General features: G+C 69.3%; 17 protein-coding genes. 9 read left to right on the forward strand and 8 right to left on the reverse strand.

The features are described from left to right. Positions 1 to 718: 718 nt before the first annotated feature. Entirely contained in the window at positions 719 to 2,539 is a 1,821-nt protein-coding gene (dnaA, locus tag V1457_RS07660) for a chromosomal replication initiator protein DnaA (protein WP_295151225.1), read from the reverse strand. 592 nt (positions 2,540 to 3,131) lie between these two features. Here dnaA and rpmH point away from each other — a divergent pair. The 8 genes from rpmH (at position 3,132) to V1457_RS07700 (ending at position 8,688) form a co-directional block, all read left to right on the forward strand. Beyond that, positions 3,132 to 3,275 (forward strand): 50S ribosomal protein L34, encoded by a 144-nt coding sequence (rpmH, locus tag V1457_RS07665; protein ID WP_200068034.1) that lies wholly within the window; start codon positions 3,132 to 3,134, stop codon positions 3,273 to 3,275. Between the two features lie 57 nt (positions 3,276 to 3,332). After that, on the forward strand, positions 3,333 to 3,812 hold the full coding sequence (gene rnpA / locus V1457_RS07670) for a ribonuclease P protein component (protein ID WP_407074756.1): 480 nt from the start codon (positions 3,333 to 3,335) through the stop codon (positions 3,810 to 3,812). 14 nt (positions 3,813 to 3,826) lie between these two features. After that, a complete protein-coding gene (gene yidD / locus V1457_RS07675; RefSeq protein WP_200068032.1) occupies positions 3,827 to 4,144 on the forward strand; it encodes a membrane protein insertion efficiency factor YidD in 318 nt (105 codons plus the stop codon). Further along, on the forward strand, positions 4,144 to 5,118 hold the full coding sequence (gene yidC / locus V1457_RS07680; RefSeq protein ID WP_200068031.1) for a membrane protein insertase YidC: 975 nt from the start codon (positions 4,144 to 4,146) through the stop codon (positions 5,116 to 5,118). Before yidD ends, yidC begins: the two co-directional genes overlap by 1 nt. Positions 5,119 to 5,147: 29 nt before the next feature. After that, complete coding sequence (locus tag V1457_RS07685) at positions 5,148 to 5,696, forward strand: R3H domain-containing nucleic acid-binding protein (RefSeq protein ID WP_200068030.1); 549 nt, start codon at positions 5,148 to 5,150, stop codon at positions 5,694 to 5,696. A 255-nt stretch (positions 5,697 to 5,951) separates the two neighbouring features. After that, positions 5,952 to 6,674: a 16S rRNA (guanine(527)-N(7))-methyltransferase RsmG gene (rsmG, locus tag V1457_RS07690; protein WP_200068636.1), complete on the forward strand. Its 723-nt coding sequence runs from the start codon at positions 5,952 to 5,954 to the stop codon at positions 6,672 to 6,674. Between the two features lie 143 nt (positions 6,675 to 6,817). Then, a complete protein-coding gene (locus tag V1457_RS07695) occupies positions 6,818 to 7,675 on the forward strand; it encodes a ParA family protein (protein ID WP_295148279.1) in 858 nt (285 codons plus the stop codon). Next, a complete protein-coding gene (locus V1457_RS07700) occupies positions 7,672 to 8,688 on the forward strand; it encodes a ParB/RepB/Spo0J family partition protein (protein WP_295148262.1) in 1,017 nt (338 codons plus the stop codon). The genes V1457_RS07695 and V1457_RS07700 overlap by 4 nt, the downstream gene beginning before the upstream one ends. A gap of 231 nt (positions 8,689 to 8,919) precedes the next feature. On the opposite strand, the gene V1457_RS07705 is transcribed toward V1457_RS07700, so the two are convergent. Together V1457_RS07705 and V1457_RS07710 are read right to left on the reverse strand one after the other, a co-directional pair. Further along, positions 8,920 to 9,870 carry a D-alanine--D-alanine ligase gene (locus V1457_RS07705; RefSeq protein ID WP_200068028.1) on the reverse strand — a complete coding sequence of 317 codons (951 nt, stop codon included), beginning with the start codon at positions 9,868 to 9,870 and terminating at the stop codon, positions 8,920 to 8,922. Between the two features lie 82 nt (positions 9,871 to 9,952). After that, entirely contained in the window at positions 9,953 to 11,314 is a 1,362-nt protein-coding gene (locus tag V1457_RS07710) for a PLP-dependent aminotransferase family protein (RefSeq protein WP_200068027.1), read from the reverse strand. A 268-nt stretch (positions 11,315 to 11,582) separates the two neighbouring features. Between V1457_RS07710 and V1457_RS07715 the strand changes: the two genes are divergently transcribed. Next, positions 11,583 to 12,203, forward strand: coding sequence for a GNAT family N-acetyltransferase (locus V1457_RS07715; protein WP_338601870.1), 621 nt, complete (start codon positions 11,583 to 11,585; stop codon positions 12,201 to 12,203). Positions 12,204 to 12,209: 6 nt separating this feature from the next. Here the strand turns inward: V1457_RS07715 and V1457_RS07720 are convergent, their stop codons facing one another. The 5 genes from V1457_RS07720 to sigM all read right to left on the reverse strand — a co-directional run bounded on the left by V1457_RS07720 (position 12,210) and on the right by sigM (position 16,526). After that, positions 12,210 to 13,367: an N-acetylmuramoyl-L-alanine amidase gene (locus V1457_RS07720; RefSeq protein WP_200068025.1), complete on the reverse strand. Its 1,158-nt coding sequence runs from the start codon at positions 13,365 to 13,367 to the stop codon at positions 12,210 to 12,212. 247 nt (positions 13,368 to 13,614) lie between these two features. Further along, positions 13,615 to 13,947: a thioredoxin gene (gene trxA, locus V1457_RS07725; protein ID WP_374220898.1), complete on the reverse strand. Its 333-nt coding sequence runs from the start codon at positions 13,945 to 13,947 to the stop codon at positions 13,615 to 13,617. Positions 13,948 to 13,985: 38 nt separating this feature from the next. Then, on the reverse strand, positions 13,986 to 14,993 hold the full coding sequence (trxB, locus tag V1457_RS07730; protein ID WP_338601875.1) for a thioredoxin-disulfide reductase: 1,008 nt from the start codon (positions 14,991 to 14,993) through the stop codon (positions 13,986 to 13,988). 121 nt (positions 14,994 to 15,114) lie between these two features. Continuing rightward, a complete protein-coding gene (locus V1457_RS07735; protein ID WP_338601878.1) occupies positions 15,115 to 15,921 on the reverse strand; it encodes a hypothetical protein in 807 nt (268 codons plus the stop codon). Beyond that, positions 15,918 to 16,526: an RNA polymerase sigma factor SigM gene (sigM, locus tag V1457_RS07740; protein ID WP_200068021.1), complete on the reverse strand. Its 609-nt coding sequence runs from the start codon at positions 16,524 to 16,526 to the stop codon at positions 15,918 to 15,920. The genes V1457_RS07735 and sigM overlap by 4 nt, the downstream gene beginning before the upstream one ends. Positions 16,527 to 16,558 lie beyond the last annotated feature (32 nt).

A 16,558-nucleotide genomic window follows, 5' to 3' on the forward strand; every position in this document is an offset into this window, starting at 1 on the left:
TGTGCTTCTTGTGGCCAACCCGCTCCCGGCCTGTGGGTAACCGGTGGAAGGTTGTGCACAAGCTGTGGGTGGATTGGGGAGAACTCCAGCTCAGCCCTGGGGATGTGGAAGATGTGGACAACAGCGCGCCACGGCGGGACTTTTTGTTGAGCGGTGCGGCTGACGTCACCCCGGATCCACAGAAAAGTTCCGGTCCACCGCGACCATCCGTGCGCGACGCGCATCCGTGCAGGGCCGTTCCGTGATGGGCCGCGGTGGATGGCGCCGCTGGAGACGTCCTGCCACCCGTCGCTGCGGCGCCGGATGTTTCTGTGCGGCGCCGAGCTCGGAGCCAGGTGGCCGACCAGAAAGATTCGTGACGGCTCGGCTGGGGACGCACTCCGCGCGACTCACCGCAGCCGCCGGGCCGCACGGCGCCGGGACGCGGCGCGAGAAGTTTCTGACCGGGCGGGGAGCCTGCACCTGCGGGGCCCAACAGAAAACTTGCCGGGCGGACGCCCGTGCTCAACCACCAGCGGAGCTCACCAGCTCGCCGACCGAACACAAACGGCTGGTCAACGCTGAACGAGAAAAACTCACTAATACTATTTCGTACTAGTCCTCAGAGTTCCCCAGGTCCATGTGGAGAGCGCTTCAATGCAGGTCAGATGCCTTGCATGAGCGCGGGCCGGGCCGAGAACGCCGACCCGGCCCGCACGCCGAAAACCTCAGCCAGGCGCTAACCGCGCGACTGCTGCTTGATCCGCGAAGTCAGCTCCTGAACCTGGTCGTAGACCCGGCGCCGCTCCGCCATCTCCTTGCGGATCTTCTTGTCCGCGTGCATCACCGTCGTGTGGTCCCGGCCGCCGAAGCTCTGCCCGATCTTCGGCAGCGAGGAGTCGGTGAGCTCCCGGCACAGGTACATCGCGATCTGCCGTGCCTGCGCCAGCGCCTTCGTCTTGCCCGGCCCGCACAGGTCGTCGATCGTCACGCCGAAGAACTCCGCGGTAACGCCCATGATCGTCGGTGCGGTGATCTCCGGGGTCTGCTGGTCCGGGATCAGATCCCGCAGCACGATCTCGGCGAGTTGCACGTCGACCGGCTGCCGGTTCAACGAGGCGAACGCGGTGACCCGGATCAGCGCACCCTCCAGCTCGCGGATGTTGCGCTCGATGCGGGCCGCGATGAACTCCAGCACCTCGGCGGGCGCGGCCATCCGGTCCTGCGCGGCCTTCTTGCGCAAGATCGCGATCCGGGTCTCCAGCTCCGGCGGCTGGATGTCGGTGATCAACCCCCACTCGAACCGCGTCCGCAGCCGGTCCTCCAGCGTGCGCAACCCCTTCGGCGGCCGGTCGGAGGAGACCACGATCTGCTTGTTCGAGTTGTGCAGCGTGTTGAAGGTGTGGAAGAACTCCTCCTGAGTTCCTTCCTTGCCCTCCAGGAACTGGATGTCGTCGACCAGCAGCACGTCCACGTCGCGGTAGCGGCGCTGGAACGCGACCTGCCGGTCGTCGCGCAGCGAGTTGATGAAGTCGTTGGTGAACTCCTCGGTGGACACGTAGCGCACCCGCATCCCCGGGAACAGCCGCTGCGTGTAGTGCCCCACCGCGTGCAGCAGGTGCGTCTTGCCCAGCCCGGACTCGCCCCAGATGAACAGCGGGTTGTACGCGCGGGCCGGCGCCTCCGCGGCGGCCACGGCCGCGGCGTGGGCGAACCGGTTCGACGCCCCGATCACGAACGTGTCGAAGGTGTACTTCCCGTTCAACCGCGTCTGCGAGGTCGGCGGGCCGTTCTTCGGCGCGGTGAACGGCTGGCCTTGCTGCTGCGGCTGGTCGTTGTGCTGGCCGCGGCCGAAGGTCGGCCAGATCTCCGAATCGGACTGCTCGTCCGGCCCTTCGTGGTCGGTGTCGTCTTCGCCGCTCGGCTCCGGTTCGGTCGCGGAGTCCGCGGCAGCCGGCCACTGCTGCTTGGGCGAGTGCTGCTCGGGCTCCGGTTCCTCGTCGGTGCCCGGGTAAGAAGCCTCGGAGTAAGAAGATTCGGAGTAGTGCTGCGTGCGAGCACCGTTCGCCTGCGTCTCCGGGAGAGATCCGCTGATCGTCCCGGTCTGCGCGGAGCTGAACGTCTCCGGGCGCGGAGGCGCCGCGGAGTAATGCCCCGCCGAGGCGGTGGCGGCATAAGCCGAATTGTCGAAGGTGATCCCGTAACCGCCGGACTGCTCGGCGGCCTCTTCCGGACCGCTGCGGGCAGGTGCCTCCTGGCGCGCCTCCGGCGCGGCCAGCGGTCGGGTGGGTGCCGGAACGGCGGTGTCCACCTTCACCGCGAGCGATACCTCGCGGCCGAGCCTGCGCGACAACGCGTCCGTGATCGGATCGCGCAGCGCCCGCTCGATCGCTTCCTTGGCGAAGTCACTGGGAGCCGCCAATAGCGCCGTGCCGTCCAGCAGGCCGATCGGCCGGGTCACCCGCATCCAGGCGCGTTGTTGCGGCGAGAGCGTGCCCGACGACAGCTCGTGCACCACTTCGTCCCAGACCCGACCAAGCTCGGATTGATGGTCGGACACCGCAGCGCTCCCCTCCCCTCGCAGGCACGTTTCCCGCGCCGTGACTCCCACACCTGGGCCAGGGCGGCTTCGCCAGCGCGGGGTGATGGTGAACCGGCTCCGCGGGGCGCCCGGGGCACGTGTCCACAGAGTTGTCCACAACTGTGCACGAAGGTACGGCAGGGGACTTAGGTCTTCCCCCCGGGGCCCCACCGGTGCCTGCGGTCCAGGTCGCCAGCACTGACCCTCGGCTCCCACACCGGGGGCGCGCGTCGCAGGAGGGACAACGTAACAAGGTCATGAACGCCTCACAAGGCGGGCTCCCCGCGGCCTGACGCCGGTGGATACCCCCGGTGACCGATGGGCGCGTCCGACCGCGTAGTCTCGTGCAGTCCCCCGCTGCACGAGCGGGTATGTCGCCGCGCTTGATTTTCGCGCAGGGAACCGAGCGCGGCGTGCGGCTGAACCGATCGCCGCGCGCAGACTCCTCTCGCCGCGGCAGGGGTGCGGCCGACATGGCGACCGCCACGGCGGGCGGGGACATCTTGACCGAGCCATCGGGGCCGAGCACGAGCCTGTCAACAACGGGCCTGAAGTAACGGGGAGATCCACCGTGAGCAAGGGCAAGCGCACCTTCCAGCCGAACAACCGTCGACGTTCCCGCAAGCACGGGTTCCGGCTGCGCATGCGTACGCGCGCGGGCCGCGCGATCGTTTCCGCGCGCCGGCGCCGGGGTCGCAGCCGTCTGACCGCCTGATCGCGGGCCGTGCTTCCCGCGGCCGCCCGGCTGACCAGGAGCCAGGAGTTCCGCCTGGTGGTCCGTCGTGGCCGCCGTGCCGGGCGCGCCCGGCTGGTGGTACATCTGCTGCTCGCGAGTTCCGCGGCCCAGGCCGACGGTGCGAGGCGACCTGTTTCGTCCGGAGCCGCCGAGCAGCCGGACTCCGCTGATCACCGAAGCCGGGAACAGCACGAGCCCGGCCCACCGCACGCGGCGTCGACCTCCGGGCCCGGCACGCACACTGAACCCACGCGGGACGTTCCCGAACCGTCCCGTGTGGGTTTCGTCGTGAGCAAAGCCGTCGGCAACGCGGTGATCCGGCACCGGGTGACGCGACGACTGCGGCACCTCATGCGCGACCGCCTGGGTGTTCTGCCCGCTGGCACACTGGTGGTGGTTCGCGCGCTTCCACCCGCCGCAACCGCCTCCAGCCGCGAACTCGGCGCGGACCTCGACGCGGCGCTGCGCAAGCTCCGGACTCCGCGGACGGGCGGTCCGGCGGCAGGTCCCAGGTGACGGGGAGGCCCCGGATGCCGGACGAGTTCGACCCCGGTGAATCGACTCGGCGCCCGAGTCCGGCCGCCTGGTTGCTGCTGTTGCCGGTGCACGCCTACCGCAAGATCATCTCGCCCTTGCTGCCACCGACCTGCCGGTTCTACCCGAGTTGCAGCGCCTACGCGGTCGAGGCACTGACCGTGCACGGCGCGCTGCGCGGCGGTTGGCTCACCGCGCGCCGGCTGTTGCGGTGCGGCCCTTGGCACCCGGGTGGCCTCGACCCCGTTCCACCCCGGCGGGACCGCGTCGACGCCGGGCGATCCGGCCCCCACCGAACCCCCGCGGAGGAGTAGTGCTCGACTTCATCAACTACCCCGTCTCGGCGATCCTCTGGTTCTGGCACTCGATCTTCGGTTTCGTGCTTGACCCGGCCAGCGGTTATGCCTGGGCGCTGTCGGTGGTGTTCCTGGTGTTCACCTTGCGCACGTTGCTGTTCAAGCCGTTCCTGCACCAGGTGCGGTCGATGAAGAAGATGCAGGAGTTCACCCCGCAGATCCGCGAGCTGCAGGAGAAGTACGGCAACGACCGGCAGCGGCTCGCCCAGGAGATGCAGAAGCTGCAGCTGGAGAAGGGGTTCAACCCCGTCGGCGGTTGCCTGCCCGTGCTGGTGCAGGCCCCGGTGTTCATCGGGTTGTTCCAAGTGCTGCACGGCTTCCACCCCGGCGCTCAGTCGAACTTCGTGTTCAGCCGGGACGACGTGACTTCGTTCGTGGAAGCCGACCTGTTCGGCGCGAAGTTGTCGAACACGATGGGCCAGCCCGCGGACGTGCTGGCGAACTTCGGTACCGACCGGCCCTCGATGCTGGCGATCGGTGTGCCGCTGATGATCGTCGCGGCGATCGCCACCCACTTCACTTCGCGGCACTCGGTGCAGCGCCAGACGACCGACGCCGCGGCCAACCCGCAGACGGCGGTCATGAATCGCATGGTGCTGTGGGTGTTCCCGATGTTCGCGATCATCGGCGGGCCGTTCCTGCCGCTGGCGATCCTGGTCTACTGGCTGGCGAACAACTGCTGGACGCTGGTGCAGCAGCGGATCGTCTACCGCCGGATCGACCGCGAGGAGGCCGAAGCCGCGGTCGCCGACGGCACGACAGGCGACGGCTCCGCGGACTCGTCCCCGCCGGCCGTGGTGGAGTCGGAATCCGTGTCCTCCGATGCCGCGGAAGCGACCGGCCGATCGGCCACCGCCGCAGACCAACCCGGTGACGCCCCCGGGGTGATCGAAAACCGTTCCCGCGACGAGCAGTCCGGCGAGAGCCGTTGAGCGTCGCGAACCCCTGGAGAGGAGACCCAGTGTCTGAAACCGTGCAGGAGCCGACGGAGGCGGGACAGTCCGCGGAAGAGCCGCTGGAAGCCGGCCAAGAGCGGAGCAACACCGAAACGCTGCTCGTCCAGGAGGGCGACGTCGCCGGGGACTACTTGGAGCGGCTGCTGGACCTGCTCGACTACGACGGGGACATCGACCTGGATGTCGAAGCCGGCCGCGCGGTGGTGAGCATCGATGGCGGCAGCGATCTGGAGAAGCTGGTCGGCTCGCGCGGCCAGGTCCTCGAGGCGCTCCAGGAGTTGACCCGGCTGGCCGTGCAGCAGAACAGCGGTGTCCGCAGCAGGCTGATGTTGGACGTCAGCGGCTGGCGGGCCGGTCGTCGCGACGAGCTCAGCACGCTCGGCAAGGACACGGCGAAGACCGTGCTGGAGACCGGCGAGGAAACCAGGCTCCGTCCGATGACGCCGTTCGAGCGGAAGATCATTCACGATGCGGTCGCGAGCGTCGACGGCGTGCACAGCGAGAGCGAAGGTGAGGAGCCGAGCCGGAAGGTCGTCGTCTACAAGTCGAGCTGACCTCTCCCCTCCCCCGGCGTTCCCAGCCCCGCGGTCCCGATGGGCCGCGGGGCTTTTGTGTTTCACGTGAAACGAGGTGCGGGAGCAAGACCGACTTCGAGCTGAGATGATGACGTAGATCCGCGCGCCGGCTGCTCCGGCCGCGCCACGTTCCGCGTGCGGCAGCGGATCCGCGCCTCGCGGGAAACAACTCCGTACCGGTTCGTCGAATTGCGGACCGTTTCACGTGAAACAACGACAACAGGGTGGAAGACTGTGGCCGCAGCAGAAGGTGATCCGACTCCGGTTCCGGAAGCCGCGCGAGCGGTGTTCGGTGATCGCCTGCCAACAGCCGAGCGGTTCACCGCGATGCTCACCGAGCAGGGAGTGCGACGCGGGCTGATCGGCCCGCGGGAGGTGAGCCGAATCTGGGAACGCCATCTGCTGAACTCCGCGGTACTCGCGGAGTTGCTGACACCGGAATCCCGGGTTGTCGACGTAGGCTCAGGAGCAGGGTTGCCGGGGATCCCGCTGGCGATCGCTCGTCCCGACGTCGAGTTGGTTCTGCTGGAACCGATGGCTCGACGGGTGGCGTGGTTGCGGGAAGTCGTCACGGAACTGGACCTCGCCGTCGAGGTGGTCCGCGGGCGCGCGGAGGAAGCTTCGGCGCGGGAGCACCTCGCCGGTTGTGATGCCGTGACCGCTCGGGCGGTGGCGCCGATGGCTCGGCTCGCGGCGTGGTGCCTCCCCTTATTGCGTCCGGGTGGTCGGTTGCTCGCGTTGAAGGGATCCACTGCGGCGGAAGAACTGGACCGTGACGCGGAGGCGATCCGTGCGGCCGGTGGCGGTCGCTGTGAATTGGTGTCGTGTGGTTACGAAGTGCTCGATGTGCCGACGACCGTCGTGGTCGTGGACCGGGTGAGCGAGGCGCGGCCTCAGAAGACGCCCGGTCGGCGTCGTGACGGTGGTCGTCGAGCGAGGAAGGATCGTGGACGGTGACGGAGTCGAACGGAGCGGAGCGTGTTTCACGTGAAACCAAGGGGCGCGCTGTGGGCGGTATGCGCTTCCCGGCCGGCGGCGGAGAGAACGAGCAGTCGGTGAACTCCAACTTCTCCGCGGACGGTGTGGGCTGGACTCCGATCATGGAGGAGGCCGAGCGGGCGACGCGGGTGCTGCACCCGGAGACGATGCAGCTTCCGCAGCCGGATCGGCGTCGAATCCTGACGGTCGCCAATCAGAAGGGCGGTGTCGGCAAGACGACCAGCACGGTGAACCTGGCAGCCGCGCTCGCCCTGCAAGGACTCAAGGTCCTCGTGATCGACCTCGACCCGCAGGGGAACGCCAGCACCGCGTTGGGCGTGGACCACCGGTCCGGTGTTCCTTCGGTGTACGAGGTGCTGCTCGGGGAGATCAGCGTTGCGGACGCGGCGGCGCAGAGCGCCGAGTCGCCGAACCTGTACTGCATCCCGGCGACGATCGATCTGGCCGGCTCGGAAATCGAGTTGGTGACCATGGTCGCCCGCGAAGGCAGGCTGAAGGAAGCGCTTAAGTCGGATGCGGTGGATCAGGTGGCACCGGACTACGTGCTCATCGACTGCCCGCCGTCGCTGGGCCTGCTCACGGTGAACGCGATGGTGGCAGCCCACGAGGTGCTGATTCCGATCCAGTGCGAGTACTACGCGCTGGAGGGCCTCGGCCAGTTGCTCCGCAACATCGAACTGGTGCAGGCGCACCTGAACCCCGCGCTCTGGGTCTCGACGATCGTGCTGACGATGTACGACGGCCGGACCAAGCTGGCGGATCAGGTGACCAACGAGGTACGCGGTCACTTCGGGGACCTGACCCTGCGAACGGTCATCCCGCGCAGCGTGAAGATCTCGGAGGCGCCCGGATTCGGTAGGACGGTGCTGACCTACGATCCTGGTTCACGGGGGTCGATGAGTTACCTGGATGCGGCGAAGGAGATCGCCGAACGAGGTGTGGAGAGGAAGACGGCATGACCGAACGCAAGGGTGGACTGGGTCGTGGGCTGGCCGCGCTCATCCCGAGCGGTCCGCCCGCAGAGGACGGTTCGCCGGACGGGGTAACCGTCCGGGGAGCCGGATTCAGTGCACCCTCCTCCCCCGCCGACGAGCCGGACGTCCCGGAGCCGGTTTCACGTGAAACCGAGAGCGGGTCCGTCGCCGGTGCGGTTTACCGGGAGATCCCGACCTCCGCGATCACGCCGAACCCGCGGCAGCCACGCCAGGTCTTCGACGAAGAGGCGCTGAGCGAGCTGCAGCACTCGATCCGCGAGTTCGGCCTGATGCAGCCGATCGTCGTGCGCCAGGTGGAGTCCGGGCAGTTCGAGCTCATCATGGGCGAACGCCGCTGGCGGGCTTCGCAGCGAGCCGGCCTCGAAGTGCTTCCGGCGATCGTCCGGGAGACCCAGGACGACGCGCTGCTGCGCGATGCGTTGCTGGAGAACATCCACCGGGTGCAGCTGAATCCGTTGGAGGAAGCGTCGGCGTACCAGCAGCTGCTGGAGGAGTTCGACGTGACGCACGACGAGCTGGCGGATCGGATCGGCCGGAGCCGCCCGGTCATCACGAACACGATCCGCTTGCTGCGGCTCCCCATGCCGGTGCAGCGCCGGGTCGCGGCCGGTGTGCTGTCCGCGGGACACGCGCGGGCGTTGCTCACGTTGGACGAGCCGGAGGGTCAGGAGGAGCTGGCGTCCCGGATCATCGCGGAGGGCCTGTCGGTTCGCGCGACCGAAGAGGCGGTCACGCTGAAGAAGGGCGAGTCCCCCGCGAAGCAGAAGTCGACCGCGCGCAAGCAGCTGCAGGCCCCCGGCTTGGAGGGGCTCGCGGACAAGCTCTCCGATCACTTCGACACGAAGGTCAAGGTGGATCTGGGCAAGCGGAAGGGCCGGATCGTGATCGAGTTCGGGTCGGTCGGTGACTTGGAGCGGCTGGCGGCGCTGTTGTTGCCCGATGGCGGTTCGCAGACCCGCGAGATCGATGAAGGATGACTCGCGGGTCTTCCGTCACGGTGACGTTAGGAAATTCGCGCTGAATGTCCGCTTCTGCGCAGAGGTTCGCCGGGTTCGCGACTCCCCGAGTGTCCGTTGCTGATGGAACGTGGATCGACCGGATCTTCGGGGATCCGGTCGATCGGGATCAGCAGGCGGCGCGGCGAAGGGTTCGCCGGGCGGCGAGGTGAAGCTCGGCCGAGCGCCGATCGTGGTTTCACGTGAAACCGATCAGCTCGCGCGGTTGATCGCCTTCTCGACCAGATCGGCGAACACGTTCCCGAGCGAGTGCCCCGCGGCCTCGACGGCCATCGGCAGCAGCGAGGTCTCGGTCAGCCCGGGCGAGACGTTCACCTCGAGGAAGTGGACCGTGCCATCCCGGTCGATGATCGCGTCGGTGCGGGAGACGTCGCGCAGCCCGAGCAGCTTGTGCGCGGACACCGCCAACTCCCCTGCCCGCGCAGCTACTTCCGGATCCAGATCGGCCGGCGCCTCGTAGCTCGCGAGTCCGGCGGTGTAGCGCGCGGTGTAGTCGTAGACCCCGTCGGTGGTCTCGATCCGTACCGCAGGCAGCGCTTCCGGTCCGTCCGCGGTGTCCACGACGCCGATCGCCACCTCGACGCCTTCGACGAACTGCTCGACCAGCACGGTGTCCCCGTACGAAAGCGCACCGACCATCGCCGACGGCAGCTCCGATGCCTCGCGGACGACCCGCGCGCCGAGTGCCGAACCACCCTGGTCCGGCTTGAGCATCAGCGGCAGACCCAGCTTCGCGACCAGCGCGTCCAACACGGACTGCGCGCCGAGCTCGCGGAAGGTGGCGTGCGGAAGTACGACCCAGTCCGGAGTGCTCAACCCGGCGCGGGCGAGTTCGGCCTTGGCGGTCGGCTTGTCCCAGGCGCGGCGGCACGCGCGCGGGTCGGTGCCCACGTACGGCACGCCGAGCATGTCCAGCACCGACTGCACGGCGCCGTTCTCACCTTCGCCACCGTGCAGGGCGATCACCACGGCATCCGGCCGCTCGTCCTGGACGCGTGCGACCAGGCGGGAATCGGCGTCCCACTCCCCCACGGTCATCCCGACCGAGCGCAGCGCGGTGGACAGGCGTCGCCCCGAACGCAGCGAAACCTCACGCTCGTGCGAAAGCCCACCGGAGAGCACGGCGACCCAACGATCGGACACTAGTCGAAACACCCCTGAAAGTAAGCGTCCACTGCGCACGAGGTGCGCAGTGGACCGATCGGATCGTGCGGCCGGAACGAGGTTACGCGGTGTCCGGCGACGGAGCTTCGGGGCCGGAGACCTCCCGCTGCGGAACCGTGCCGAAGGTCTGCACGAGCTCCCGCTCTTCGGTGAGCGTGTTCGCCAGCCTGCGGACGCCTTCCCGGATTCGTTCCGGCGTCGGGAAGCAGTAGGACAGCCGCATCTGCCTGCCGCCGAGCGAGTCGGCGTAGAAGCCGGTACCGGAGGCGTAGGCCACCCGCTGGGTGACCGCCCGCGGCAGCATCGCCTTCGTGTCAACGCCTTCCGGCGCGGTCAGCCACACGTAGAAGCCGCCGTCCGGCTTGGTCCAGGAACAGCCATCAGGCATGTGCTGCTCCAGCGCGCCGAGCATCGCATCGCGGCGCTCGCGGTACTGCTCGCGGAACGTTTTGATCTGGCCTTCCCAGTCGTGCGTGCTCAGGTACCGCGAGACGATCATCTGGTTCAGCGTGGGCGGGCACAACGTCGCCGATTCGGCGGCCAGCACGAGCTTCTCGCGCACCGCGTGCGGGGCCAGCACCCAGCCGACCCGCAGGCCGGAAGCGAAGGTCTTGGAGAACGAACCGAGGTAGACCACGTTCTCCGGGTCCAAGCTGCGCAGCGCCGGGTAGGTCTGCCCGCTGAACCCGAGCAGTCCGTACGGGTTGTCCTCCAGCACCAGGATGTCGTGCTGCCTGCAGATCTCCAGGATCTCGGCGCGGCGCTGCACGGCGAGCGTCACGCCACCGGGGTTGTGGAAGTTCGGGATCGTGTAGAGGAACTTGATCCGCTCCCCGCGACTGGTGACTTCGGCGATGGCGTGCCGCAGCGCCTCCGGCTGCAGCCCGTCGTCGTCCATCGCCACGTGCACGACTTTCGCCTCGTAAGCGGCGAAGGAGCCGAGCGCACCGACGTAGGAGGGGCCCTCGGCGAGGACCACGTCCCCGGGGTCGCAGAACAGCCTGGTGACCATGTCCAGCGCCATCTGGGATCCGACCGTGACCATGACGTCGTCCGGGTGCCCGGAGACGCCCTCCAGCGCCATGATCTCGCAGATCTGCTCGCGCAGTTCCGGCACGCCGTGCGCGGAGCCGTACTGCAAGGCGGCCTGGCCGTCATCCGCGATCAACCGGCCGACCTCGGAGGCCAGCGAGTCCAGCGGGAGCGCGGCGAGGTTCGGCATCCCCCCGGCGAGCGAGACGACCTCGGGGCGGCTGGCCACGGCGAACAGTGCGCGGATCTCGGACGCGGTCATGCCCGCGGTGCGCGCGGCGTACCGGTCGCGGTGCGCGTCGAGGTTGCGCGCCGTGCCTGCCTGCTGCGGAGCGGCTTCCGTTCGCTGCTCCGGCTGAGGATCGTTCGGGGTGCTGCCGTGGTCGGACATTCCGCGCTCCGGGGTTCGGGTGTGCGCTGGGGAGCTCGTCTCCTGTTACCGCTAGGCGACGGTCGCGCGATTCTATCTGTGCTATCGCGCCCGGGGACCGTTCGTGTAACGGGCGCCTCGCTGAAACCGGATCGACGGTAACCCATCTCACCAGTGCGGGGGACGCTGGGAAGGGTGGGGAACTTCCGGCGGCCGGTCGTGGCGGCATATCCTGACCACGTCCCCACCTGCCTGAGCGCGGGTTCTCGCGGGTTTCGCAGGAGGTCAGGTGTCGCGACGCGTTGTGGGCGTCACGCTGGACAACCTCGACCACCTGCCTCGGACGTGCCGACGCTGCGTGTTCTGGGAGCTGGCTCCGCACATCCGGGAGCAGGCGGAGGAGTTCGGTGAGACCGAGTTCGAGAAGGAAGCGTGGGTCTCGAACGTACTGCTCGACTGGGGATCCTGCGGCCGCATCCTCTACATCGACAACGTTCCCGCCGGGTACGCGCTCTACGCGCCGCCCGCGGTGGTACCGCGCGCGGCCGCCTTTCCGAGCGGGCCGATCAGCGCGGACGCGGTGCTGCTGACGGCGCTGCGGGTCGTCGGCGATTTCGAGCACGGCGGACTCGGACGGGTGCTGGTGCAGAACGTCGCCAAGGACCTCACCCGGCGCGGTGTGCGTGCGATCGAAGCCTTCGGTGACCTGCATGAGGACGCCGGTGGATGCGTGATCCCGGCCGGGTTCTTGCAGCAGGTCGGCTTCAAGACGGTCCAGCAGCACCCGAAGTGGCCGCGGCTGCGGCTGGAGCTGCGCACCGCGATCTCGTGGAAGGAAGATGTGGAGGCAGCGCTGGAACGCCTGCTCGGCACGGTGTCGGTGCGGACCGCGGAGCCCGCGCTCGGCTGAGGGCGCTCAGGCGCCTTCGGCGCGGGCGAGTTCGTGCCGGAGCAGGTCGTCGAAGGTGAACGTCCCCGTCGGCTGGTCGTCCTGGCCGAGCAGGTAGAGCCGCTTCACCGCCACCAGCAGTCCCTCCGCGATGACGTCCCGGAACGCCGGGTCGAGCAGCCGCCGCCGGTCCTCGGCGTTGGTGAGGTAGCCGATCTCGGTGCGCACTGCGGGCATCCGGGTCAGCCGCAGGACTTCCCAGGTCTTCGGGTGCAGCCGGCCGTCCAGCATGCCGGTGCGAGCGGCGATCTCCCGCTGGATGAAACCGCCCAGCGCCTCCCCGACCGTGGAGGTCGTGCCGTTGCCGGTGCCGAAGTGGAAGCTGGCCACGCCCTGCGCGGCGGGCGCGGAGTTCGCGTCCATGTGCAGCGACACGAACAGGTCCGCGCCGGCCTGGTTGGCGAAGTCGGCGCGATCGGCCTCGGGCGGGCAGGCGTGCGGGCCGCGGGAGATCAACGCTTCCATCCCGGTGGCCACCATCCGGCCTTCGAGGCGGCGCACCAGGTCCCAGGCGAGATCGGCCTCGCTGACGCCGCCGACCGTCACACCGCGGTCGGTGCCGCCGTGCCCCGGGTCGAGCACGATCCGCTTACCGCGCAGCAGCGGGCCGGAACGCCGGACCTTCTCTTGTTCGCGCAGGTAGACGGGGCGTCCGCCGCGCACCTTGGGGGCGAGTTGCTTGAGCGCGCGCAGCGTTCCCGGGCCGCAGATGCCGTCCGAGTTGAGCCCGTAGTCGCGTTGGAAGCTGCGCAGCGCGTGCTCGGTCTGCCAGCCGAAGATGCCGTCCGGGCGCCCCGCGTCGAAACCGAGCTCGAGCAGCCGTTCCTGCAGCGCGAACACGTCGTCCCCGCTGACCGGTTTGGACACCAGGTAGGCCAGCGAGCGGTCGCCGAGCTGCCAGCGCGCATCGGTCAGCGCGCGGTAGGTGGCGGGGCCGACGACGCCGTCGGTGATCAGGCCGCGGCGCTGCTGGAAGACGTGCACCGCGTGTTCCACCGCTGCGTCGAAAGTCGCGGGCCCGGGGGCGGCCGCACCTTCGGGGGCGGGAAGCAGACCCAGCGCAGCAAGGGTGTTCCTGATCTCGGCAACGGCCGGACCGACGTCACCGCGGTGGAGCAGCTGCATGCACTCCTCGCTCGATTCAGGCGCCGGTGCGGAGCCGGCGCGAAGGACGGTCGTTCTCCCCCGATATCCACTTTTGGTGGAAAACGAGTTCAGATGCGAACCCAATCAGTTCATTGTGCCTTGCCCGACTCGCACCGGCGCTGCGGCCCGCGCACAGGCCGACGCAGTCGGTGCGAACGACGCCGACCCCGCCGAGCCGGAGCTCAGCGGGGTCGGCGAACGAGGAAACGTCCCGGTCAGGAACGGATCACAGGTAGTCCTCCAGGTCGGACAGCAGCGCCGCCTTCGGCTTCGCGCCGACGATCTGCTTGACCGGCTCGCCGTCCTTGAACAGCAGCAGCGTGGGCACGCTCATCACCTGGTAGTCGCGGGCGACCGACGGGTTCTGGTCGATGTCCAGCTTCGCCACGGTGATCTTGTCCGGGTTCTCGTCGGCGATCTCCTCCAGCACCGGGGCGACCATCTTGCAGGGGCCGCACCAGGTCGCCCAGAAGTCGACCAGTACGGGCTTGTCGCTGCCCAGTACGTCGGACTTGAACGAGTTGGCGTCGACGGTCACGGTGTTGCCGGCCATGTTCATCTCCCTCGTGCGTGTGTCGTCGGGTCGTCGTGCGCTGGTCAGCGCGCGGCGGCGGTTTCGGAGGTCGGCGCGTAGCCACCGCCTGCGTGTTCGGGCGCGACGTGGGCCGCGCCGGAGACCTCCTGCTCGGCCAGCCAGCGTTCGGCGTCCATCGCCGCGGAGCAGCCGGAGCCGGCCGCGGTGACGGCCTGCCGGTAGGTCCGGTCGACCAGATCGCCCGCGGCGAACACCCCGGGGATGCCGGTGTGCGTGGTGGGCTGCTGGACGGCCACGTAGCCCTCTTCGTCGAGCTGCAGCTGGTCCCGGACGAGCTCGCTGCGCGGGTCGTGCCCGATCGCCACGAACATGCCGGTGACGTCCAGCTCGGATTCCTCGTCGCTGACCGTGTCGCGCAGCTTCAGGCCGGTCACGGCGGTGTCGCCGAGGACCTCGTCGACCGCGGCGTTGGTGCGCCAGCGGATCTTCTCGTTGGCCTTGGCCCGCTCCAGCATGATCTTGGACGCGCGGAACTCGTCGCGCCGGTGGATGATCGTGACCGTGTCGGCGAACTTGGTGAGGAACGTGGCCTCCTCCATCGCCGAGTCACCGCCACCGATCACGGCGATGTGCTGCTCGCGGAAGAAGAAGCCGTCGCAGGTCGCGCAGGCCGAGACCCCGTGCCCGAGCAGCTTCTCCTCGCCCGGTACGCCGAGGTAGCGGGCGGCGGCGCCCATCGCGAGCACGATCGCCTTCGCGCGGTACTCCACCCCGTTCGCGACGACCGTCTTCACATCGCCTTCGAGGTCGATGCTCTCCACGTCCTCGGTGCGCAGCTCCCCGCCGAAGCGCTTGGCCTGCTCGCGCATCTGCTCCATGAGTTCGGGACCCATGATGCCGTCCCGGAAACCGGGGTAGTTCTCCACGTCGGTGGTGGTCATGAGCGCCCCACCGAACTGCGTGCCCTCGAAGATCAGTGGCTGCAGCTCCGCCCGCGCGGCATACACCGCAGCGGTGTACCCAGCGGGGCCGGAGCCCACGATGATGAGGTTGCGGACGTCGCCAGTCACCGCGCCCCTTCCGTTGTCGCGTGCTGCCCGCCGTGCTCCGAAGCGCGAGCGCATCCGGGTCAACGCGATCCTAGGCAGGTGTGTTCCCGAATCCGCCGCGCCGTGACGGGCCGGACCCCGCTCAGCTTCCCAGGGTGCTGTCGGAGATCGTCGCGGGGCGGTCCGGTCCGCACTCCGGGCCGACCACCAGCAGCCGGAAGCGGCCGATCCCGCCGCCTTGCAGCACGAGCAGCTGCGCGGGTTCGCCGTTGATCGTCACTTCCCGGGCGCCGAGCGGGTTTCCGCTGCGCACGCCATTGGCTTGCAGGCAGCCGAGCAACCGGCCCGGGTCGGTCAGCGCGCCGTAGCGCTTGGTTCCGAGCACTTCGCCGAGCTGGTCGGGCGCGAGCGTGGGCCGGTCACCGCTGAGGGCCAGCGGCGGCGGCCCCTGCGCGGGTTCGGGCGCGTTCGCGGCCTGCTGTCCGCCACCGGCACCGAACAGCGTGGAGGCGAGCACGACGACGCCGGTGACCGCGGCCGCCGCGGTCACCATCGCGGCGCTGCGGCCGTACCGCCTGCGCCGGCGGCTGCGGGCGGCGGCGAAGTCCACGACCTGTCCGCCGTGCGGATCCGTAGCGGCTCCGTCCGCGGTCGGCGGCTGCGGTGCACCCTGCTGGGCGGACCTGGTCCGGATCTCCTCGTCGAGGGCGGTGTCCAGCCGGGCAGCAACATCGCCGGGCATGGTCACGTCGGGCAGCGCCGCGAGATCGGACGTGGTCGCTTCCAGCGCGGCGAGCAGCTCGCGGGCTTCCGGGTCGGCCTCGATGCGCGGCAGCAGCTCGTCGACCGTGGCCTGATCCAGCATCCCCGCGTGCAGCTCGGCCACCAGCTCGGGAGACCACGGAGCGCCGCTCCGCGGCGCGTCCGGGCGCCGTTGTTCGCCGCTCATCGTCCCTCCCGTCGACGCTTGTCGCTGGCGTCATCTGGGACGTTCGCATCCGCACTCGGGTTCCGGAGGTGCCCCAGAAGTTTCGCCAACCGGACTCGCCCGCGGGCGCACCGGCTCTTCACGGTGCCTTCGGCGACGCCGAGCATGGCGGCCGCTTCGGTCACCGAACGGCCCTCGACGTCAACGAGCACGATCGCCGCGCGTTGCTCCTCCGGCAGCTCGCCCAGCGCGTCCTGCACGGCCATCCGGGTGTCCTGCTCCGCGATCGCGTCCCGCGGAGCCGCCGGTTCAGCGGGCCCGGCCTCCGGTAAGGGCACCGTCGGCCGGGCTTGCCTGCGCCGGATCCGGTCCAGGCAGGCGTTCACCACGATCCGGTGCAACCACGTGGTGACCTGGGATTCCGCGCGGAACGATGCGGCGTTGCGGAACGCTGAGATCATCGCGTCCTGCAACGCGTCCGCCGCGTCCTCCTGGTCGCGCATGGTGCGCAGCGCGACCGCCCACAACCGGTCGCGGTGCCGGCGGAAGAGTTCGGCGAACGCATCCGGATCGCCACTGGTGTGCGCCGCGATGAGGTCGGCGTCCGATCTGGCGGGGGCAGACACGGATCAGCACTCTACTGACCGTGATCTCGGCC

It is taken from the genome of Saccharopolyspora sp. SCSIO 74807 (assembly GCF_037023755.1).
Classification (GTDB): Bacteria; Actinomycetota; Actinomycetes; order Mycobacteriales; family Pseudonocardiaceae; genus Saccharopolyspora_C; species Saccharopolyspora_C galaxeae.